The organism is Bradyrhizobium sp. SZCCHNRI3052, assembly GCF_032484895.1.
Classification (GTDB): domain Bacteria; phylum Pseudomonadota; class Alphaproteobacteria; order Rhizobiales; family Xanthobacteraceae; genus Bradyrhizobium.
In genome coordinates this window covers 92,550-110,503 of sequence record NZ_JAUETW010000009.1, presented here as the reverse complement: position 1 = coordinate 110,503, position 17,954 = coordinate 92,550, and the positions used below count along the sequence as shown (strand labels likewise).

Genomic DNA, 17,954 nt, shown 5'->3' with positions numbered 1-17,954 from the left:
GAGCGGGGAGCTGAAATGTCCGAGATCGGCCTGGCCGACAATCCGGTCGGCGAGGGGCGTGCATTGCCGCCCCCCGAGAAGCCGATCCGGAATAAGCTCGTCGACGGCCCCATCCTGCGCACCCTGCTGTCGCTGGCCTGGCCCAACATCATCGCGAACACGGCCGGCACCTGCGTCGTCATCGCCGAGACCTCCTATATCGGCCGGCTCGGTATCGAGGCGCTGGCGGCGATGGCGCTGGTGTTTCCGCTGGTGATCCTGACCATGACGATGTCCGGCGGCGCGATGGGCGGCGGCGTGGCCTCGGCGATCGCGCGCGCGCTCGGCGCCGGCGACGCCGAGCGGGCCTCGACGCTCGCCACGCACGCGCTGCTGATCGCGCTATTGTTCGGCGCGACCTTCATGATCGGCATGCTGGCGTTCGGCCCTGCCTTGCTGGAGGTGCTCGGCGGCCGCGGCGCGGTGCTGAGCCATGCCACGGCCTATCTGCAGATCTTCTTCGGCGGCGCGATCCTGCCCTGGCTGATGAACTCGATGGCTGGCATCCTGCGCGGCACCGGCAACATGAAGCTGCCGTCGTTCATGATCCTCAGCTCGGCGCTGCTGCAGATCGTATTGGGCGGCACGCTCAGCCTGGTCCTCGGGCTCGGCATGCGCGGCGTCGCCGCCGGCGCGCTGCTGGCGTTCTGCGTCAGCATCTCGGTGATGGGCTGGTACCTGTTCTCCGGCCGCGCGCGCGTGCGGCCGAAGCTGCGGGGCCTGAAGATCAGCGGCGCGATGTTCGCCGACATTCTCAAGGTCGGCGCCGTCGCCTGCTTCTCGCCGCTGCAATCCGTGCTGTCGATCGCGATCTTCACGCATATGCTGGCGTCGTTCGGCACCGCCGTGCTCGCCGGCTACGGCATCGGCGCGCGGCTCGAGTTCATGATGACCACGGTCGCATTCTCCGTCGGCATGGCCTCGGTGCCGATGGTCGGCATGGCGATCGGTGCGGGGAGAATCGCGCGCGCCCGCCGCATCGCCTGGACGGCGGGACTGGTGTCGTTCGCGTCGGTGGGCGCGCTGTCGACGCTGATCGCGATCGTCCCGCAATTGTGGGTCGACATCTTCACCCAGGACGAGAGCGCGCGCAGCGCGGGCCGGCACTATCTCCAGGTCGCGGCGCCGATGTATGCCTTCATCGGCCTGGCGATCTCGATGTATTTCTCCTCGCAGGGCGCCGCCAGGGTGCTCGGTCCGGTGCTGGCACAGACGGTGCGGCTGGTGTTCATCGCTGCGGGTGGCAGCTATCTGCTGAGCCGTGCCGCGACCGAGGGCGACTTCTTCATGCTGGCGGCGTCCTCGATGGTCCTGCTCGGGGTGCTGACGCTCGCCAGCGTCATGCTCACCCGCTGGGGCCCGAAGCCGGCCGCAGCGCTGGAGCTGCGCCCGGCCGTGCTGACGGCCGGACGCGGCCTTGACTCGCGCGGGCCGCCGCCGGCGCGTATCGGCTGAGCCGCTATCCGCGCAGCCTGCCCAACGTGTCCTGCATCGCGCGCGCGCCGAGCTCCATCTGCTGATCGATATAGGGCGCGATCTCGTGCGGCAGCACGTCGGTGGTCCAGATCACCCGGCAGCGCTCCTCTCCTTCCGGGATGATCTGAAACGACGCACTGTGCTGGCTGATGCGTTCGTTCTTGATGGCATAGACGAGGCGCCGGCGTTGATCGTTGCAGTCGACCAGCTGCTCGCGCACCACGCTGCCGTTGGCGAAGCTGACAATGCGGACGTCGCCGTCGAGCGTGGTGCCGGTGACGAAGCCGGGCGCCACCCTGGTATGAACAGCGCCGAAATCCCGCACTGCGTCCCACACTGCACCCGCCGGGGCTGCGATCGGAATGTCCTTCTGGATGGATGCCATGGCGCCGACCTCACGGACACACGGCTTCGATGTTGTTGCCGTCGGGATCGATCAGGAAGGCGGCGTAGTAGGTCGGACTGTAGTCCGCGCGCGGCCCGGCGCCGCCATTGTCGCTGCCGCCGGCCTTCAGCCCCTCGCTGTGGAATCTGGCGACGGCCGCGTGGTCCTGGGCGCGGAACGCGATATGAGCGGCGCCCTTGCTGGCGCCCTTGTCGACATACAGCCACAGCGCCGGCTCCCCCTTCGGGCCGATGCCCGCCGACGCCTCGTCCTTGGAGCAGAGGATGTGGCCGAGCGGCGCCAGCGCCGATGTGTAGAAGCGGACGCTGGCGTCCAGATTGCCGACCTTGAGGCCGATATGATCGTACATCGATGATCTCCATGCTTCGCATGCGGCTGCCGCACGCGCTGGGATCATCCAATCAATGGCGGCTCAGATGGTCTTGGAGAATCTTGCGCTCGCCGCGCGAGGCCTTGCGAAACTTCGCCGGCGACACGCCGGCAGCGCGCGCGAAGGTGCGGGTGAAATTCGACAGATCGGCAAAGCCCGAATCATAGGCGATGGTGGTGACCGGCGTGTCCTCCTCGCTGAGACGCCGCGCGGCGCGCCGCAAGCGGGAGCGGATCAAATATTGATGCGGCGTCACGCCGATCGTCGCCGCGAACAGCCGCAGGAAATGGAACGGGCTGACGCCGGCTTCGTGCGCCGCAGCCGCCAGGTCGATGTCGCGCTCCGCATTGTCGTCGATCCACAATGCGCTCTCCACCGCGCGCCGGCGATCGCGCAGGCTCGGCGTCGCCGCCCGTTCCTGCCGGCCCGTGGCGGTCGCGACGAAGCGGCTGGCGATGATCTGTCCAACCTCGTCCAGACCGAGGTCCTGCTCGCGCGCGGCGACGGCCTGCGCGAGCTCACCGAGGACCATGAGCTCCGGCAGCGGCGGCATCGCGCCAGCCCGCCAGGCCTGGCTGTCGCAGCCGATCTCGTCGATGAGCGCATCATCGAAGAAGAATGACAGGCATTCGTCGCCGCAGACGTGATCGTGCGTGCACATGAACTCATCGCCGGGGTGGCCCACCAGCAGCGAGCCGGTGACCAGTTCGAAGAAGCGGCCGCGGTGCCGGCAGCCGAAGCTGCCCTTGCGCACATAGGACAGCGAGTAGCCGGCATACTGCTCGACATAGGGACGCTCGCCAGGGACCGCTGCACAGCGGAACTCGGACACGGTGACGTCGCGGCTTTCGAACAGGATGGTGGTGGTCATCCTGTAAATCTAGCGCATTGCGGCGGAAAGAGGAGGGCGTCGTGCGAGATAATATCGCGCGACGCGCGAAGGCGGGCTTACAATGCGCGCGGCCTGTCGATGGCGAGAAACGCGTCGAACAACGTCAGGCCCGCATGAGGCTTTGCGCCTTCGAGCGACAGCAGCCGACGCTTGGAGACGATGCCGCTGTTGGGCGACGGCTTGTCGAGTCCGTTGCCGATGTCACGCACGCGGTGACAGGGAACGATCAGCACGAGGGCATTCCTACTCAGCGCCTGCGCGATCGAATTCAGCGCCTTGGGAACGTGCAGTTGGTCTGCGATCGCGTCGGCGGTGCGCGTCTCGCCGCGCGGAATGGCGCGAATGCAATCATAGACGCGCTGGTTGAAGGGCGTGACGCCGTCGAGGTCGAGCGCAACGTCGGAGAAGTCGACGTCCTGCCCGCGCAGCATGGCCGCGATGCCTTCGATGGCGAGTTCAGTATTCGAACACGGGCGCTGCTCCCGTGCGTCGGGAAACTGGCGAAACAGGCGCCGCCGCGTCTCGATTTCCCGTGCTTCCGGCAATTGTACGCCGGTGATTCCGACATCGCTCCACGCAATGCCGCAACGGCCGAGGGCCGTATCAAAGATCGTATACCCACGCCCCATGACGCCACCCCAACCCCACGCCACATCATATCATCGTCACGATCGCCCGCATCAACTTTGTTTACAAAGTGTTAACAGCGCGGCGTGACCGGGGCGGGTTTGCCCTGATTTGGGTCATGGTTGTCAAGCGTTGCGTTGCGATCCCGCGTCTGCGATCTCTGTCATCGCAACGCGATCGCGGGAGGAGGCGCTGCGCGCGGGCGACGCGCGATCGGCCAAGCCGCTACGGCCGGCTCACCAATGCAGGGCCATCGCCAGCAAAATCAGGATCATGCGCGAGCCACAGTTCGAGCAGGCTCAGGAAGGTCACGGCGATCCCGATGGCGATGCTGACATGCATCGCCGACGTATGCACGAACCCGAGCAGCCAGGGCGCTGCTATCAGCCACACGCCAAGCGCGACCTTCAGCCACTCCTCCCAATCGGCAAACGCAAGAAGGCCGCCGAGCGAGAGCACGATGACGGCAGCCCCCGCCAACTCAGCGTTGATGCGGCCGACGCTGCCGACGAAGCCGAACAGCCAGGGCGCGACGGCTAGGAACAGACCGCAGCCGAGGGTGTAAAGGTCGAGCGCCGACGGACCCGACATCACGGCGAGGGCTTTCGAGGGGGCGGTCTGAGACGCGGGGCTGTGGCTTTGCATGATGTGAGCTCCCAGGACCTTCACGGCGTGGCGAAACAGGGAGAGGCGCCGCTTCCAACGGGCAAAAGCGCGATCGGCCCGATCCGTTCCGGAGCCTGCGGTTGCGGCCGATCACGATCGGGAGATCAGGCCGGTGGTAGAACTCTTGCGTCTGCCCTCCGGGGCCTTGGCGGTCTCGCGGCAACAAGCCGCTTGGCGAAACGCATGGTCTCGGCTAAGCATTGGCGAGCGCGGGCGTAGTTCAATGGTAGAACGGCAGCTTCCCAAGCTGCATACGAGGGTTCGATTCCCTTCGCCCGCTCCAATGCCGCAATGTCCTGCTGCGGTGCCCTGCAAGATCAGCTTTGTACGATAGCCGACGGCCGCGAAGCTGACGGGCGTTTTGCATAGATCGCCTCGATTTCCTTCGCAAAGCTCCGCTCGATCGCCGGACGCTTGTTCTTCAACGTCGGCGTGATCAGGCCTTCCTGCACGGTCCACGGCTCCAAGGTCCAATGCACCGCCTTCGGCGTCGCGTAGGACGGATAGGCCTTCGCGGCTCGCGCAATGTGGCGCAGCAGAGAGGCCGCTTCGGCCTCGGTGCCGCGCTGGCCGTGCGCCGCGAGCCTCGCCTGCTGCTCAGCCCAGCCGTTGGCGTTGAGCACGACGATCGCGGTCAGGAACGGCCGGTTCTCGCCGATCACGATGGCCTGCTCGAACAGCGGATCGGTCAGGATCGCGGTTTCCAGATCGGCGGGCGCAATCTTCTCGCCGGTCGAGGTGACGAGGATGTCCTTGATCCGACCGGTGATGGTGATGCGTCCGCTGTCGATGCGGGCCTGGTCGCCGGTGTGCAGCCAGCCGTCGGCTTCCCTGGTGCGCGCGGTCTCGTCCGGCCGGCGCCAATAGCCGAGCATCACGTTTGGGCCGCGCACCATCAACTCGTCATTGTCGCCGATGCGCACCTCGATGCCCGGCAGGGCGCGGCCGACGGTGCGCGGGTCGTTGTCGTCAGGCGTGTTGACGCTGACGACGGGCGATGTCTCGGTCATGCCGTAGCCCTGCAGCACCTCGAGCCCGAGCGCCAGGAACAGCCGCACCACCGGCTCGGCGATCGGGGCGCCGCCGCTGACGGCGACGTGCAGCCGTCCGCCGAATCGAGCCAGTACCTTGGCGGCGACCAGGCGTTGCAGCAGCGGCCACGCGATACGGTCGAACGCCGAGAGTCTCGTCCCGCGCCCATGCTGCGCATCGAAGCGACGGCCGCCGATCGCGATGGTCAGGTCGAGCAGCACCCGTTCCAGCGGGTTTGCGATCGCGCGGTGATGCATGATGACCGAATAGATGCGCTCATAGATGCGCGGCACGGAGATCAGGATGGTCGGACGGACCTCCACCAGATCTTCGGACAGCTGCTTCACCGAGCGCGCATAGGCGACGCAGGCGCCGATGGCGATCGGGTAGTAGTAGCCCGCGGTGCGCTCGAACGTGTGTGACAGCGGCAGGAACGACAGGAATACGTCGTCGGTATCGGCCGCCAGCCGCTGATGAATGGCCTTGAGGTTGGAAACGACGTTGTCGTGCGACAGCATCACACCCTTGGGCCGGCCCGTCGTGCCCGAGGTGTAGACGATGGCGGCGAGGTCGTGCGGCGCGATGGCGATCCGGGTGCCGGGAGGCGTGGCATCGCCGGGCGCCTTCAACCACGCCTCCAGATCGACGAGGCGCGGATCGCCGGTCGGCGGGGTCGTTTGCCGGTCGGCGCAGACGATCCGTCCCAGGTCGGGCAGGGCCTCGCCGACCGCTGCGATCTCATCCCAGCGTGTGTCCGAATCGACCAGCAGCAGCCGGGCACCGGAATCGGCGAGGATGTAGGCGATGCTGTCGGCATTATCGACGGCATGCATCGGCACCGGCACCAGGCCGAGCGAGAGCGCGGCCTGGTCAATGGCGAGATGCGCGATCCCGTTCGGCATCAGGATGGCGACACGCTCCCCCTGGGCGAAGCCCTCGGCCGCGAGCGCTCGCCGCCATCGCTCGACGACGAGATCGATCTCGCGCCAGCAGAAGCTCGCCCATCGGCCGCTTCCTGCGTCGAAATGTCGGTAGGCCTGCTTGTCCGGGCTCCGTTCGACGCGCCAGCGCCAGAGTTCGGGCAAGGTGGTGATACCGGCCAGCGTGTCGGCCGCCATGGCGTGATCATCGATGGGATTTGAGTGCTGCACGCCCGTCTCCGGCGATCCTGAACTCCGTCGCGAAGCAGAAGCTCTGCAGCGGCGGACCGGGTCCGACGTTGACGTAGCGCAATCACCACGAGACAGATCGTGCGTCTGCGCATGGGAGCCCGGCAATCGCGGCAGGCCGACCCTGCTGTGGGAGGTCGGGCGGATCGGGGCGTCCGTCAGGCGCCCTGCGGGACCTTGTCGAGAAACCCGGTGACGCGCCGGATGCGGCCGTCGGCCAGCTCGACGAAATCCGTGCCCAGGATCGGGGCTTCCGCATTCTCGGGGCCGAGCTCCCAGGAAAAGCGGAGATGATGACCGTGGCCGTCCGCGGAGCCGATCAGGCGAAAGCGGAAGTCGGGAAAGCGCTGCTGCACGCCCGCGACCAGGCCGTCCACGGCATCGCGTCCTTCGCCGCGCATCAGCGGGTCGACATAGAGCGCATCCGCGGTCCAGTGACGTGCGAGCAATGCGCCGCGCTGCGCGGCATCGCGTTCGTTCCACAGCGCGATGTAGCTCTCGGCGATCTCGGTCGGGTTGGTCATTGGTGCTCTCCATGTTGTGAACGATGAGGAGCCCATCATCGCGCCCGGCGCGCAGCGAATCGATTACGTCGAACGTCATCTCATCCGGAATGACAGAACTGTAAGTTGCCGCCCGTTTGCGCGAGGGCTACGCCACGCGCAGAGGCGGTGCGGGGAATGCGTCTCATGATGTCCGACACTTGGGAGTGGATTGCCGTCGCAATCTGTCTTGTGCTGTTCACGGCGGATACCGTGCTCAAGCCGCAGGACAAGCCCAATCGCATGGTGTTCTTCGAGCTGCATCGCGGCGAGAGCCCGACGATGATCGGCATGATGCGCGACGACCTCGTCAAGCTGCCGGGACGCGGCGCCAGCCGCATCCGCGATGCGCTCGCGCGCGGCGAGACGTTAACGGTCTGGCAATATGAATTAAGAAAGATTGAAGACGGCAGCTATCAGGAGGTGCCGGAGCGGCAGATCCAGCTCGGCGCCGCCGATGCGCCGCTCGTCACCTTTGGTGCACGGATTCGGCTGCCCGATAATTAGTTCGGTCCAGACGGCGAAAGCATCGGGAGGCAGATCGTCTCCCCGGCTGCCAGCGCGATATCGGCCCGACCTCGCTCCATCTCCCGATCCAGACGGCGCGGTGCGAGGAGAGACCCTGCCGCGCCCGCTTGCGGCGCGGGGGCTCGGCCGAACGGTCCAACCTTGTGATTGCATCCGTCGCATCTCCGGATTTCGGCCATGCCGTCGGGGCTGGCGGAAGCCCGCACCCGCGATCGTGATCGCACGAGCACCCCTGGGCCGGCGATGAGCGGGCGAGCGTCCCGCCGTCACTGGGCAGCGGGGCGCGTGTCGCGCGGAAGCTCGGCCCCGGGTTTCTCCGGAGTGTCGTTTGTGCCGCCGTGACGCCGCTGCCGCGCCGATGGGCGAATCATGCCGGGCCTCTGCCTTGCTCGTGGCGCCACCGCCATGTTCGGAACCAGCGTTGGTCCATTTTCGGTGGTAGCGACTCATTGGTGCAGCGGGCTTGCAACACTCGCGGTGAATTTGGCTTTCGCAGCTGCGCTCTCCTGGACAAAAACACGATCTCGAAACACGCTGCATTTGCGATTTGGATTTGGCTTTCGCGTTCCGGTTCTGCGGATGGGGTCGTGATTGCAAGGTCCACCGCAGTCCAAGCATCACAAGAAGCGCATCACACGAAGCGTGCCAAAGTCGGTCAGATCGGTTTTCGCCGGGTTGCACTGGGGCTCGACATGAAATTCTGGACGGGATTGCTTGCGGTCGTTCTGTTGCTGTCGGGGGTCGGCGCCAGCCAGGCCGTGGTCCGGATCGCCGATGACCGCGGTGGCCGGATCGGAACCTATGTCGACAAGTACCAGGGCCTGCGATCCTCCGGTGAGTATGTGATCATCGACGGGCTCTGCGCATCGGCCTGCACCATCGTGCTTGGGGCGATCCCGCACGAGAAGATCTGTGTCACCTCGCATGCCAATCTCGGCTTCCACGCCGCCTGGGATTTCGGCGCCAACGGCCGCGCCGTCACCAATCCCGAGGCGACCCAGATGCTGTACTCGATGTACCCTTCGCCGATCCGCCGCTGGATCACCCAGCGCGGCGGCCTGACGCCCCGGATGATCTTCCTGAAGGGCAGGGAGCTGCAGGCAATGTACAAGCCCTGCTATATGGATGCCCAGGCGTCCTCTCCGGCCTCCTCGCACGTCGTGCCCAATGCACCGACCATCTCGCCGGCTGCCGCCAAGGCCTCTGCCTCCCATTGATCACACTGAGGCACTAGTCGCTTCGGGTGATCGCGGCCCGACTGCGGCGCTTGCCTGGACCGGCTGCGGGGCTTATCTGGAGCGAGAGGGGTGGGCCGCTTGGCCGGCTCCGGCCGATGAGTACGCCATCATGCAGCCTCTTTCAGCGCCCCAAGAGATACCGTCCGCATCGCGAGCCCGGCGTCCGGCCTCTGCTCCGGCCCTCGCGGCGGGGATCGCGGCGATCGGGCTCGTCGTCGGCGCCGTGACGATGTGGGTGCAGTACGGGACCGCGGTGTTCTTCGAGACCATCGCGGCCGGCTGGCAGGCCTGCTTCTGAGAGACAGTGAAGGAGCGCGCAATGCCGTCCAATGTCACCCGTCCGCTGGTGATCGTCGGAGCCTTCGCCGCCAGCCTGGTGGTCGGGTTGTCGCTGATGTTCCTTGTCATGGGCGGCGGCCGCAACATCGCGGCGCCGGCCGCGATCGGCGGCCCGTTTCAGTTGACCGACCAGAGCGGTGCCGTCGTCACCGAGAAGAGCCTGGAAGGGCGGCCGACGCTGATCTTCTTCGGCTTTACCCATTGCCCGGACGTCTGTCCGACCTCGCTGTTCGAGATCTCCGAGGTGCTGCGCGCGATGGGCAAGGACGCCGACAGCGTCAACGCCTATTTCGTCTCGGTCGACCCCGAGCGCGACAATCCGGCCGCGATGAAGGACTACCTCTCCAGCTTCGACCCGCATCTCAAGGGCCTAACCGGCGATCCCGAGGTGCTGGCGAAGGTTCTCACCGAGTACCGGGTCTATGCCAAGAAGGTCCCGCTGAAGGACGGCGATTACACCATGGACCACACCGCTTTGGTGTATCTGATGGACCGCAACGGCCGGTTCGTCGCACCGTTCAACCTGAAGCGGACGCCCGAGGAAGCCGCGGCGGATCTCAAGAAATACCTCTGAGCGCGTTAACGCTCCAGCCGGGCGGCCGCCTCCGGGCCGAATCCAGCCTCGAATTTGCGCATGGATGGTCTATAAGGCGCTGACCATCGGGACCGCTGATGCCGACCGTCTTGTCAAAGCCCGTGAAATCCGCGCCTGCGGCCCGCGCCGCCATTGCCGGCGCGCTGCTGTGCTTCGGCCTGGCCGCCGCCGGCTCGGAGGCGCGCGCCCAGGCGCCGGTGAGGCCCGCCGTCGAGGCGGCGCCGCAGGCCGTCCCTGGGTTCTGGGACCCGCGACGCCGGCCGGAGCGGCCCGATCTGTCGCGCCTCACGGTGATTCGGTTCCTGACCGAGACCGACTATCCTCCGTTCAACTTCACCGGCCCGGACGGCAATCCGGCCGGCTTCAACGTCGATCTTGCCAGGGCGATCTGCGACGAGATCAAGGTGACCTGCACCGTCCAGATGCGCCGGTTCGAAACCCTGCTCGACGCGCTGTCCTCGAACCGGGGCGATGCGATCATCGCCTCGATCGCGGTGACGCCGCAGATGCGGGCGCGGGCCGATTTCTCCGATCCGTATTACCGGGCGCCCGCCCGCTTCGTGTCCCGCCGCGACGCCGTCATGACCGAGATCCGCCCCGAATTTCTCGAGGGCAAGAAGATCGGCGCCGTCGCCGGCACCGCGCACGAGGCTTACCTCAAGGCGATGTTCACCGACGCCGAGATCAAGACCTATCCGAACGACGAGGCGCTGCGGCAGGCGCTGCGCCGGGCCGAGGTCGACCTGATCTTCGGCGACGGCATTTCGCTGGCGTTCTGGGTCAATGGCACCGATTCCGGCGATTGCTGCGCCTTTTCCGGTGGACCTTTCGTCGAAAGCCGCTATTTCGGCGAGGGCGTCGGCATCGCCGTGCGCAAGGGCAACGACCTCTTGCGCCAGGCGCTGAACTGGGCGCTGTTCCGGGTCTGGGAAAAAGGCCGCTACACCGACCTGTGGCTGCGCTACTTCTCGATCAGCCCGTTCTAGCGCTTGCCGTCGTTCCGGGGCGCGTCGAAGACGCGAACCCGGAACCTCGAGATTCCAGGTTCGATGCTTCGCATCGCCCCGGAATGACGGGTATCATGACCTCTGTTTTGCACTGACGTCTTCGGAGAAGTCTTTTTCACGATGTCCACGATCGATCTCGTCCCAACCAGCCCGAGCGACCTGCGCGCGCTTGCCGAAAACTCCAACGCCTGGCCGTTCGAGCAGGCGAAGGCGATCGTCAACCGGCTGAAGAAGAATCCGAAGGACGAGGTGCTGTTCGAGACCGGCTACGGTCCGTCCGGCCTGCCGCATATCGGCACCTTCGGCGAGGTCGCGCGCACCACCATGGTGCGCCACGCCTTCCGCGTGCTGACCGAGGACAAGATCAAGACCCGCCTGATCGCCTTCTCCGACGACATGGACGGCCTGCGCAAGGTGCCGGACAACGTGCCGAACAAGGAGATGCTGGCCACCCACCTCGGCAAGCCGCTGTCGCGAATCCCCGACCCGTTCTCCAACGAATATCCCTCGTTCGCCGCGCACAACAATGCGCGGCTGCGCGCCTTCCTCGACCGGTTCGGCTTCGACTACGAGTTTGCCTCGTCGACCGAGTACTACACCTCCGGCAAGTTCGACGCGGCGCTGCTGCGGATGCTGGAGCGGCTCGAGAAGGTGATGGCGATCATGCTGCCGTCCTTGCGCGAGGAGCGCGCGGCGAGCTACTCGCCGTTCCTGCCGATCTGCCCGCGCACCGGCCTCGTGCTGTACGTGCCGATCGTCGAGCACGACGCCAAGGCCGGCACCATCTCCTATGACGATCCCGAAACCAGGGAGCGCATGACCGTTCCGGTCACCGGCGGCCATTGCAAGCTGCAATGGAAGCCGGACTGGGCGATGCGCTGGCATGCGCTGGGCGTCGACTATGAAATGGCCGGCAAGGACCTGATCGACTCGGTGAAGCTGTCGGGCAAGATCTGCGCGGCGCTCGGCGGCACGCCGCCGGAGGGCTTCAACTATGAGCTGTTCCTCGATGAGAAGGGCCAGAAGATCTCGAAGTCGAAGGGCAACGGCCTGACCATCGACGAATGGCTGCACTACGCCTCGCCGGAATCGCTGTCGCTGTTCATGTATCGCGAGCCCAAGGCGGCGAAGCGGCTGTATTTCGACGTCATCCCGCGGATGGTCGACGACTACCAGCAGTTCCTCGAAGGTTTTCCCAAGCAGGACGCCAAGCAGCAGCTCGGCAATCCGGTCTGGCACATCCATTCCGGCAAGCCGCCGAAGGCCGACATGCCCGTCACCTTCCAGCTGCTGCTGACCCTGGTGTCGTCGTCGAACGCGGAGAATGCCGAGACGCTGTGGGGGTTCATCGGCCGCTACCGGCCCGGCGTGACGCCGCAGACCCATCCCAAGCTCGACGCGATGGTCGGCTACGCCATCAACTACTATCGCGACTTCGTGGCGCCGACCAAGACCTTCCGCGAGCCGACCGAGGGTGAGCGCGTGGCGCTGCAGGACCTGCGCGATGCGCTGTCGAACCTGCCGGCTGACGCGACGGCCGAGGACATTCAGAACGTGGTCTACGAGATCGGCCGCCGCGAGCCGTTCCTCGACCACGCCAAGAAGGGCAAGGACGGCCGCCCCGGTGTCTCGCTCGACTGGTTCAACATGCTCTACCAGGTGCTGCTCGGCCAGGAGAAGGGCCCGCGCTTTGGGTCCTTCGTCGCGGTCTACGGCGTCAACAATGCGGTGGCGATGATCGACGGGGCATTGGCACGCAGCGCGTGATTGCCAAGCTCATCGCGCCACCAAAGGTGTCGTCCCGGCCTTGCGCCGGGACCCATAGCCACCGGACACAATTTGGCGGAGGGTCTCCGCCACCTTCCAAAACAATCCAGCTTCCGCGGTATGGGTCCCCGCCTTCGCGGGGACGACAGCGGAGTTTGTGGCGGCCGCTTCAGCTCGAAGCCGCCGGAGCCGAATGAACTACACCCCCTGCAGCACGAAGCGGCGGTCGAGCTTCTGCACCGGGCGCGCGTTCATCGGATACAGCTTGGCGAATTTCGCCACGTCCGCTTCCGCGACCGACACCGGCTCGCTCAACAGCAGCCATTCGACCACCTCCGAGCAGGGCGGCGTCGTCAGCGAGCCGGCATAGCGATAATAGGAGCGGCGTGCCGGCAGCATCATGTTGGGGTTGATGCGCGGATCGGCCTTGACCGCGGGACCCTCCTTGTCCGGCATCGTCGCGACGATCTGCGCGAAGGCGGGGTTGGGACGCCCGGTGGTCATGAGCACACCGACGACGGCGAGGCCGCCGGAGGCGGCGCGGTGCACGAAATGCGCCTCCATCGGATAGTTCTTGCCGCCGATCTGGTGCTCGCTCGGACGATGGAAATGCACCTGCAGCAGCTTGTAGGTGGTGCCCTCGAGCTTCATGGTGCTGCTGCCATCGGCGAAGTTGAGCTGGATGGTGTGGCCGTTGTTGACGATGGTGTCGGCGGTCCTGGCCCAGTTCAGCCTGAAGTCGGGCAGCTGGGCCCGGGTCGAGTGCTCGATGTCGATGGGCGATTGCTGGGTGCCGACGCCGCAGACCTTGTTGGCCGCGTCGAGATCGCCCCATTTGGCCGGCCCGGTCGCGCCCTCATAGCTCCAATGCGGGGCGCCTTCGGCGGCAAAGCCCGGGGTAGCGCAGACGGGGCAGAGAGCGAGCCCCGCAAGGGCCTTCAAGACGTGGCGGCGGTCCATGACAATCTCCAAAGGTTCAAGCGTGGGCATGATCGGTTGCGAATCGCGCGCAACAGGAAAGCCGAATCAGGTTAACTCTTGCTGAGGAACCGGTTGCATCCCCGCGAGCTCGCATCACTCGGATACAATCTGAGCGGGTCGGCCGCCGGACTGTCCTGGGCAAACGATGCTTGAGTTCGCTGCCCCCTGCCGATACGGTCGGCCGCTCCCGAAAACATCAGCAAACTCAAGCTCAAGCCAGGACCGCGCAAAGGTGCCCAAAATCTACAAAATCTGCTCAGCTTCGGCCTGGCGCGAGGCGGAGCGGCTGGGCGTCTACCGTGGCAGCGCGGACGATCTGCGCGACGGGTTCATCCATTTTTCGACCGCCTCCCAGGTGCCGGAGACGGCGCGGAAGCACTTTTCGGGACAGAGCGCGCTGTTCCTGGTCGAGGTCGAGGCGGACGCGCTCGGCGATGCGCTGCGTTGGGAGCGTTCGCGCAATGACGAGCTGTTCCCGCATCTGTATGGCGAGCTCGATCTCGGTGCCGTGACCGGCGTTCACCAGATGCACAGCCGTGCCGATGGCGGCCACGACATTCCGGACCTGAAGCCGTGATTCGCGCCTTCGACCAGCTTTCGCTGCCGCTGCTCCGCTGGCTCGACGCTGAGGACGCGCACCGGCTCGCCATCCAGGGCCTGAAGCTGCTGCCGGCGATCAAGCCGCGACCGGATGATGCCAAGCTCGCGGTGCGCGCCTTCGGCCTGAACTTCCCGAATCCGGTCGGCATGGCCGCCGGCTTCGACAAGAACGCCGAGGTGCCGGACGCGCTGCTGCGGCTCGGCTTTGGCTTCGTCGAGATCGGTTCGGTGACCCCGCGGCCGCAGAGCGGCAATCCGCGCCCGCGGCTGTTCCGGCTGGAGCGCGACGAGGCGGTCATCAACCGCATGGGTTTCAACAATGACGGCGCCGAGATCGTGCTGCGGCGCCTGGCCGGGCGCGCCCACCAGGGCGGCATCGTCGGCGTCAATGTCGGGGCCAACAAGGATTCGGTCGACCGTGTCGCCGACTACGTCCGGCTGATCGAGACCTTCGCGCCGGTGGCGAGCTATTTCACCGTCAACATCTCCTCGCCCAACACGCCGGGCCTGCGCAACCTGCAGCAGGCGTCTCAGCTCGACGAGCTGCTGTCCAAGGTGCTCGAGGCGCGCGACCGCGTGCGGCGGAAAGCCGGCGATACGCCGGTCCTGCTCAAGATCGCACCCGATCTCAGCCTCGCCGAGCTCGACGACGTCGTCCATGTCGCCCGCTCGCGCGGAGTCGACGGCATGATCGTGTCGAACACGACACTCGCCCGGCCCAGCTCGCTGCGCGAGCAGTTGCGCGCCAAGGAGCAGGGCGGCCTGTCCGGGCGGCCGCTGTTCCGGCTGTCGACCCGCATGGTGGCCGAGACCTTCGTGCGCGTCGAAGGTGCGTTCCCGCTGATCGGCGTCGGCGGCATCGACACCGGCGGCGCCGCGCTCACCAAGATCCGCGCCGGCGCCAGCCTGATCCAGCTGTATTCCTCGCTGGTCTACAAGGGCCTCGGCCTGGTCGAGAGCATCAAGGCCGACCTGACCTCGACCCTGCTGCGCACGGGACGCGATTCGCTGTCGGAGATCGTCGGTGCGGACGCCGCGACGATCACCGCCGAGGACTGGCCGGTTTAGATGCGCTTGATCTTCGGCGAAGAGTGTAGGGCGAGCGAGATCGCAAGCGCGCTGCGCGATACAGCGCCCCCTACAAACTCTCTTTGTTGCCGAACGACGCCCGCAGCAGCGCCGGATAGCGTGCTGCCTGGAAGCCGCCGCGCGCCGCGTAGAAGCTGAGCATCGCGATCCACAGGCCCGTATTGCCGAAGCCGCGCAGCGCCAGCCAGGTGCCGAGGAAGACGACCAGCGCCGCCACCATGAGGTTGCGCATGTCGCGCGCCCAGGTGGCGCCGATATAGACGCCGTCGAATGCGAAGGCGAACACCGACAGCAGCGGCGACGCCACCACGAACGGCAGATAGTCGCGCGCCGCGCGGCGCACCGCATCGCTTGCCGTCATCACGTCGATCAGCACCGGCCCGAACAGCGCGAAGATCGCGGCCACCGCGAGCGCGAAGCCGAAGCCCCAGGCGAGCACCAGCCTTGTGGCGCCGGAAAAGGCGCCGCGGTTGCGCGCGCCGAACGCATAGCCGCAGAGCTGCTCGGCGGCGTTGGCGAGGCCGTCGAGGAAGAACGCGGCCACCAGCAGGAAATTGTTCAGCACCGCGTTGGCGGCCAGCGTCGTGTCGCCGGCGCGCGCGCCCTGTGAGGTGAAGAACAGGAAGGCGACGATCATCGCCGCAGTGCGGATCATGATGTCGCGGTTGACGGCCATCATGTGCATCAGCTTGGCGCGGTCGAGCAGCGCCGCGCGCGACATCCGGGCGTCGGCCTTGACCAATCGGCGCGCCAGCACGAGGCCGATCGCGACACCGACCGTCTCCGCGATGACGGCGGCAATCGCCGCGCCGGCGATGCCGGCCTGCAGCACCTGGACGAACAGGATGGTCGCGGCCATGTTGATCAGGTTGATCGCGACCTGAATGGCCAGCGCCAGCCGTGCGCGCGCCAATCCGACGAGCCAGCCGAGCAGCACGTAGTTGGCGAGCGCCAGCGGCGCCGACCAGATCCGGGCCATGAAGTAGGTGCGGGCCGCGCCGAGCACGGCGTCGCTGCCGCCCATGAGGTCGAAGATGATTGCCCCCAGCGGCAGTTGCAGCGCGATCAGGCTGGCGCCGATCAGCGCGGCCAGCGCCAGGCCGCGGATCAGGACCATCAGGATCTCGTCGGTCTCGCCGGCGCCGAGCGATTGCGCGGTGAAGGCGAGCGTGCTGGCGCGCAGGAACGCGAACAGCCAGAACAGGCAGTCGAAGATCACCGAGGCCATGGCGACGCCGCCGAGCATGGCGGCTTCGCCGAGCCGGCCGATCGCCGTGGTCGAGACGATGCCGATCAGCGGCGTCGTCAGGTTGGCGATCATCGCGGGACCCGCGATGTCGAACACCTGCGCGGTCGTGACTTTGGCTGAAGCGGTCAAGAATGGCCCGTCGATTGGCAGAGCGCGCGGCACGCGCGTTCCTGCCGTTCTTAGCGGCCTTTCGCGCCTCCCGGCTAGAGGTCGATGCTCATGCCGTCATGCGCGGCCACATGGCCGATGCGGTCCAGCCGGCCCAGCATGTCGTCGCTCATATGGGTGAGCACCAGCCGCTTCGGCCGGATAGCATCGAGATGCGCCTCCAGCACCGCGAGGCTGAGGTGGTTCTTCACCGCCTTGTCGTAGGTGTAGGCCTCGGCGATCAACAGGTCGGCGTTGCGGCCGAGCGGGATCAGGCTCTCCGTCCATTCGGTGTCCGCGGTGTAGGCGACGACCTTGCCCTCCGCCTCGATCCGGTAGCCGAGAAACGGCCCGCCCGAACTGCCGTGGACGACTGGAAACGGCGTCACGCAGACCTCGCCGAAGCGCGTCGTCTGCTCCGGTTCAAGCTCGATCACGGACAGCTCGAATTTCCGCGGCGTGCGCGACGAATGCTCGAACAGCGCTTCCATCACCTGCGTCAGCCGCGCCGTGATGCCGGCGGGGCCGGCGATCACCAGCGGCAGCGTCCGCTTCGAAAACTGCGCGTCGAGCAGCAGGAAGGGAAGCCCGGCGAAATGATCGCCATGGAAATGCGTGATCAGGATCAGTTCGATGGCGTTGCTGGCGATGCCGAGCCGCTTCAGCGCCGGCAGCGACGAGGCGCCGCAGTCGATCAGAAGGTTCGTCTGCGCGCCGGTCAGATGGAAGCAGGTGTTGGAGTTGCCGCCCGAGCCGAACGCGTCACCGCAGCCGACGAAGCGGAGCTGCATCGGCTGTGGCTCTCTATCGGCCGCGCGGGGCGAACAGCCGCGACAGGAGCCAGACCGGGATCACGATCACCGCGCCGAGCAGGAAGTAGCGCCACAGCCAGTTGAAGGCGTCGAAGCCGAGCTCGTAGAGCCGGATGAACAGCAGCCGGATGCTGTGCAGGATGTTCAGCGGATCGAAGCCGATCGCCGACAGCACGACGCCGACCAGGATCGACAGCAGCACCAGCCGGAACGCCACCGACAGCGGCGAGCCGCCGAGAAAACGGTACAGGCCATCCGAGCTGCGGGCGCGGGCCGGATAGTCCCTGACGTCGTTCGACATGGCATCGTCTCCAGGCGGGTTCGTCGGATTCGCGATCCCGATTATAAGGCACGGCAGGGCAGGTGGGGAACCCGGCTCAGCG

At 66.5% G+C, this 17,954-nt stretch carries 20 protein-coding genes and 1 tRNA gene; 10 read left to right on the top strand and 11 right to left on the bottom strand.

Annotated features, from left to right (window positions below; all coding sequences use genetic code 11):
- Positions 1-15: 15 nt before the first annotated feature.
- A complete protein-coding gene (locus tag QW887_RS23530) occupies positions 16-1,494 on the top strand; it encodes an MATE family efflux transporter (protein ID WP_316195064.1) in 1,479 nt (492 codons plus the stop codon).
- A gap of 4 nt (positions 1,495-1,498) precedes the next feature.
- Here the strand turns inward: QW887_RS23530 and QW887_RS23525 are convergent, their stop codons facing one another.
- The 5 genes from QW887_RS23525 to QW887_RS23505 form a co-directional block, all read right to left on the bottom strand.
- Positions 1,499-1,900, bottom strand: a complete 402-nt coding sequence (locus QW887_RS23525; protein WP_315827963.1) for an SRPBCC family protein — start codon at positions 1,898-1,900, stop codon at positions 1,499-1,501.
- A 10-nt stretch (positions 1,901-1,910) separates the two neighbouring features.
- Entirely contained in the window at positions 1,911-2,270 is a 360-nt protein-coding gene (locus tag QW887_RS23520) for a VOC family protein (protein WP_315751247.1), read from the bottom strand.
- Between the two features lie 52 nt (positions 2,271-2,322).
- On the bottom strand, positions 2,323-3,162 hold the full coding sequence (locus tag QW887_RS23515; protein WP_315827964.1) for an AraC family transcriptional regulator: 840 nt from the start codon (positions 3,160-3,162) through the stop codon (positions 2,323-2,325).
- Between the two features lie 77 nt (positions 3,163-3,239).
- Positions 3,240-3,812 (bottom strand): methylated-DNA--[protein]-cysteine S-methyltransferase, encoded by a 573-nt coding sequence (locus tag QW887_RS23510; RefSeq protein ID WP_316195063.1) that lies wholly within the window; start codon positions 3,810-3,812, stop codon positions 3,240-3,242.
- 223 nt (positions 3,813-4,035) lie between these two features.
- Positions 4,036-4,455, bottom strand: a complete 420-nt coding sequence (locus QW887_RS23505; RefSeq protein ID WP_315827966.1) for an SPW repeat protein — start codon at positions 4,453-4,455, stop codon at positions 4,036-4,038.
- Positions 4,456-4,685: 230 nt separating this feature from the next.
- On the opposite strand from QW887_RS23505, the gene QW887_RS23500 reads away from it, so the two are divergent.
- Positions 4,686-4,759, top strand: a tRNA-Gly gene (locus QW887_RS23500).
- A gap of 34 nt (positions 4,760-4,793) precedes the next feature.
- On the opposite strand, the gene QW887_RS23495 is transcribed toward QW887_RS23500, so the two are convergent.
- Together QW887_RS23495 and QW887_RS23490 are read right to left on the bottom strand one after the other, a co-directional pair.
- Positions 4,794-6,659, bottom strand: coding sequence for an AMP-dependent synthetase/ligase (locus tag QW887_RS23495; protein ID WP_316195061.1), 1,866 nt, complete (start codon positions 6,657-6,659; stop codon positions 4,794-4,796).
- 176 nt (positions 6,660-6,835) lie between these two features.
- Complete coding sequence (locus tag QW887_RS23490; protein WP_315717158.1) at positions 6,836-7,201, bottom strand: nuclear transport factor 2 family protein; 366 nt, start codon at positions 7,199-7,201, stop codon at positions 6,836-6,838.
- A gap of 165 nt (positions 7,202-7,366) precedes the next feature.
- Between QW887_RS23490 and QW887_RS23485 the strand changes: the two genes are divergently transcribed.
- From QW887_RS23485 to QW887_RS23460, 6 genes are all read left to right on the top strand, one after another.
- The gene (locus QW887_RS23485; protein ID WP_316195059.1) at positions 7,367-7,726 is read left to right on the top strand and encodes a hypothetical protein; all 360 of its coding nucleotides are present in this window, start codon (positions 7,367-7,369) and stop codon (positions 7,724-7,726) included.
- 713 nt (positions 7,727-8,439) lie between these two features.
- The gene (locus tag QW887_RS23480; RefSeq protein ID WP_315751255.1) at positions 8,440-8,964 is read left to right on the top strand and encodes a hypothetical protein; all 525 of its coding nucleotides are present in this window, start codon (positions 8,440-8,442) and stop codon (positions 8,962-8,964) included.
- Between the two features lie 130 nt (positions 8,965-9,094).
- On the top strand, positions 9,095-9,283 hold the full coding sequence (locus QW887_RS23475; RefSeq protein WP_315751257.1) for a hypothetical protein: 189 nt from the start codon (positions 9,095-9,097) through the stop codon (positions 9,281-9,283).
- Between the two features lie 21 nt (positions 9,284-9,304).
- Positions 9,305-9,898, top strand: coding sequence for an SCO family protein (locus QW887_RS23470; RefSeq protein WP_315717162.1), 594 nt, complete (start codon positions 9,305-9,307; stop codon positions 9,896-9,898).
- 98 nt (positions 9,899-9,996) lie between these two features.
- Entirely contained in the window at positions 9,997-10,905 is a 909-nt protein-coding gene (locus QW887_RS23465) for a transporter substrate-binding domain-containing protein (RefSeq protein WP_315827968.1), read from the top strand.
- A gap of 141 nt (positions 10,906-11,046) precedes the next feature.
- On the top strand, positions 11,047-12,693 hold the full coding sequence (locus QW887_RS23460) for a lysine--tRNA ligase (protein WP_315827969.1): 1,647 nt from the start codon (positions 11,047-11,049) through the stop codon (positions 12,691-12,693).
- Positions 12,694-12,891: 198 nt separating this feature from the next.
- Here the strand turns inward: QW887_RS23460 and QW887_RS23455 are convergent, their stop codons facing one another.
- Complete coding sequence (locus QW887_RS23455) at positions 12,892-13,653, bottom strand: carbonic anhydrase family protein (RefSeq protein ID WP_315751261.1); 762 nt, start codon at positions 13,651-13,653, stop codon at positions 12,892-12,894.
- A 253-nt stretch (positions 13,654-13,906) separates the two neighbouring features.
- Between QW887_RS23455 and QW887_RS23450 the strand changes: the two genes are divergently transcribed.
- Both QW887_RS23450 and QW887_RS23445 read left to right on the top strand, forming a co-directional pair.
- Positions 13,907-14,251, top strand: coding sequence for a DUF952 domain-containing protein (locus QW887_RS23450; protein WP_315751262.1), 345 nt, complete (start codon positions 13,907-13,909; stop codon positions 14,249-14,251).
- Positions 14,248-15,342: a quinone-dependent dihydroorotate dehydrogenase gene (locus QW887_RS23445; RefSeq protein WP_315717952.1), complete on the top strand. Its 1,095-nt coding sequence runs from the start codon at positions 14,248-14,250 to the stop codon at positions 15,340-15,342. Before QW887_RS23450 ends, QW887_RS23445 begins: the two co-directional genes overlap by 4 nt.
- Positions 15,343-15,412: 70 nt before the next feature.
- Here the strand turns inward: QW887_RS23445 and QW887_RS23440 are convergent, their stop codons facing one another.
- From QW887_RS23440 to QW887_RS23430, 3 genes are all read right to left on the bottom strand, one after another.
- Entirely contained in the window at positions 15,413-16,708 is a 1,296-nt protein-coding gene (locus tag QW887_RS23440; RefSeq protein WP_316195162.1) for an MATE family efflux transporter, read from the bottom strand.
- A 107-nt stretch (positions 16,709-16,815) separates the two neighbouring features.
- The gene (locus QW887_RS23435; protein ID WP_315751264.1) at positions 16,816-17,550 is read right to left on the bottom strand and encodes an MBL fold metallo-hydrolase; all 735 of its coding nucleotides are present in this window, start codon (positions 17,548-17,550) and stop codon (positions 16,816-16,818) included.
- 13 nt (positions 17,551-17,563) lie between these two features.
- Complete coding sequence (locus tag QW887_RS23430) at positions 17,564-17,872, bottom strand: DUF6460 domain-containing protein (protein WP_315717950.1); 309 nt, start codon at positions 17,870-17,872, stop codon at positions 17,564-17,566.
- Between the last annotated feature and the right edge of the window lie 82 nt (positions 17,873-17,954).

Excerpts from the sequence above, each read along its gene's own strand:
- QW887_RS23530 (WP_316195064.1), top strand. The coding sequence starts at position 16 with ATGTCCGAGATCGGCCTGGCCGACAATCCGGTCGGCGAGGGGCGTGCA.
- QW887_RS23525 (WP_315827963.1), bottom strand. The coding sequence starts at position 1,900 with ATGGCATCCATCCAGAAGGACATTCCGATCGCAGCCCCGGCGGGTGCA.
- QW887_RS23520 (WP_315751247.1), bottom strand. The coding sequence starts at position 2,270 with ATGTACGATCATATCGGCCTCAAGGTCGGCAATCTGGACGCCAGCGTC.
- QW887_RS23515 (WP_315827964.1), bottom strand. The coding sequence starts at position 3,162 with ATGACCACCACCATCCTGTTCGAAAGCCGCGACGTCACCGTGTCCGAG.
- QW887_RS23510 (WP_316195063.1), bottom strand. The coding sequence starts at position 3,812 with ATGGGGCGTGGGTATACGATCTTTGATACGGCCCTCGGCCGTTGCGGC.
- QW887_RS23505 (WP_315827966.1), bottom strand. The coding sequence starts at position 4,455 with ATGCAAAGCCACAGCCCCGCGTCTCAGACCGCCCCCTCGAAAGCCCTC.
- QW887_RS23490 (WP_315717158.1), bottom strand. The coding sequence starts at position 7,201 with ATGACCAACCCGACCGAGATCGCCGAGAGCTACATCGCGCTGTGGAAC.
- QW887_RS23485 (WP_316195059.1), top strand. The coding sequence starts at position 7,367 with ATGATGTCCGACACTTGGGAGTGGATTGCCGTCGCAATCTGTCTTGTG.
- QW887_RS23480 (WP_315751255.1), top strand. The coding sequence starts at position 8,440 with ATGAAATTCTGGACGGGATTGCTTGCGGTCGTTCTGTTGCTGTCGGGG.
- QW887_RS23475 (WP_315751257.1), top strand. The coding sequence starts at position 9,095 with ATGCAGCCTCTTTCAGCGCCCCAAGAGATACCGTCCGCATCGCGAGCC.
- QW887_RS23470 (WP_315717162.1), top strand. The coding sequence starts at position 9,305 with ATGCCGTCCAATGTCACCCGTCCGCTGGTGATCGTCGGAGCCTTCGCC.
- QW887_RS23465 (WP_315827968.1), top strand. The coding sequence starts at position 9,997 with ATGCCGACCGTCTTGTCAAAGCCCGTGAAATCCGCGCCTGCGGCCCGC.
- QW887_RS23460 (WP_315827969.1), top strand. The coding sequence starts at position 11,047 with ATGTCCACGATCGATCTCGTCCCAACCAGCCCGAGCGACCTGCGCGCG.
- QW887_RS23455 (WP_315751261.1), bottom strand. The coding sequence starts at position 13,653 with ATGGACCGCCGCCACGTCTTGAAGGCCCTTGCGGGGCTCGCTCTCTGC.
- QW887_RS23435 (WP_315751264.1), bottom strand. The coding sequence starts at position 17,550 with ATGCAGCTCCGCTTCGTCGGCTGCGGTGACGCGTTCGGCTCGGGCGGC.
- QW887_RS23430 (WP_315717950.1), bottom strand. The coding sequence starts at position 17,872 with ATGTCGAACGACGTCAGGGACTATCCGGCCCGCGCCCGCAGCTCGGAT.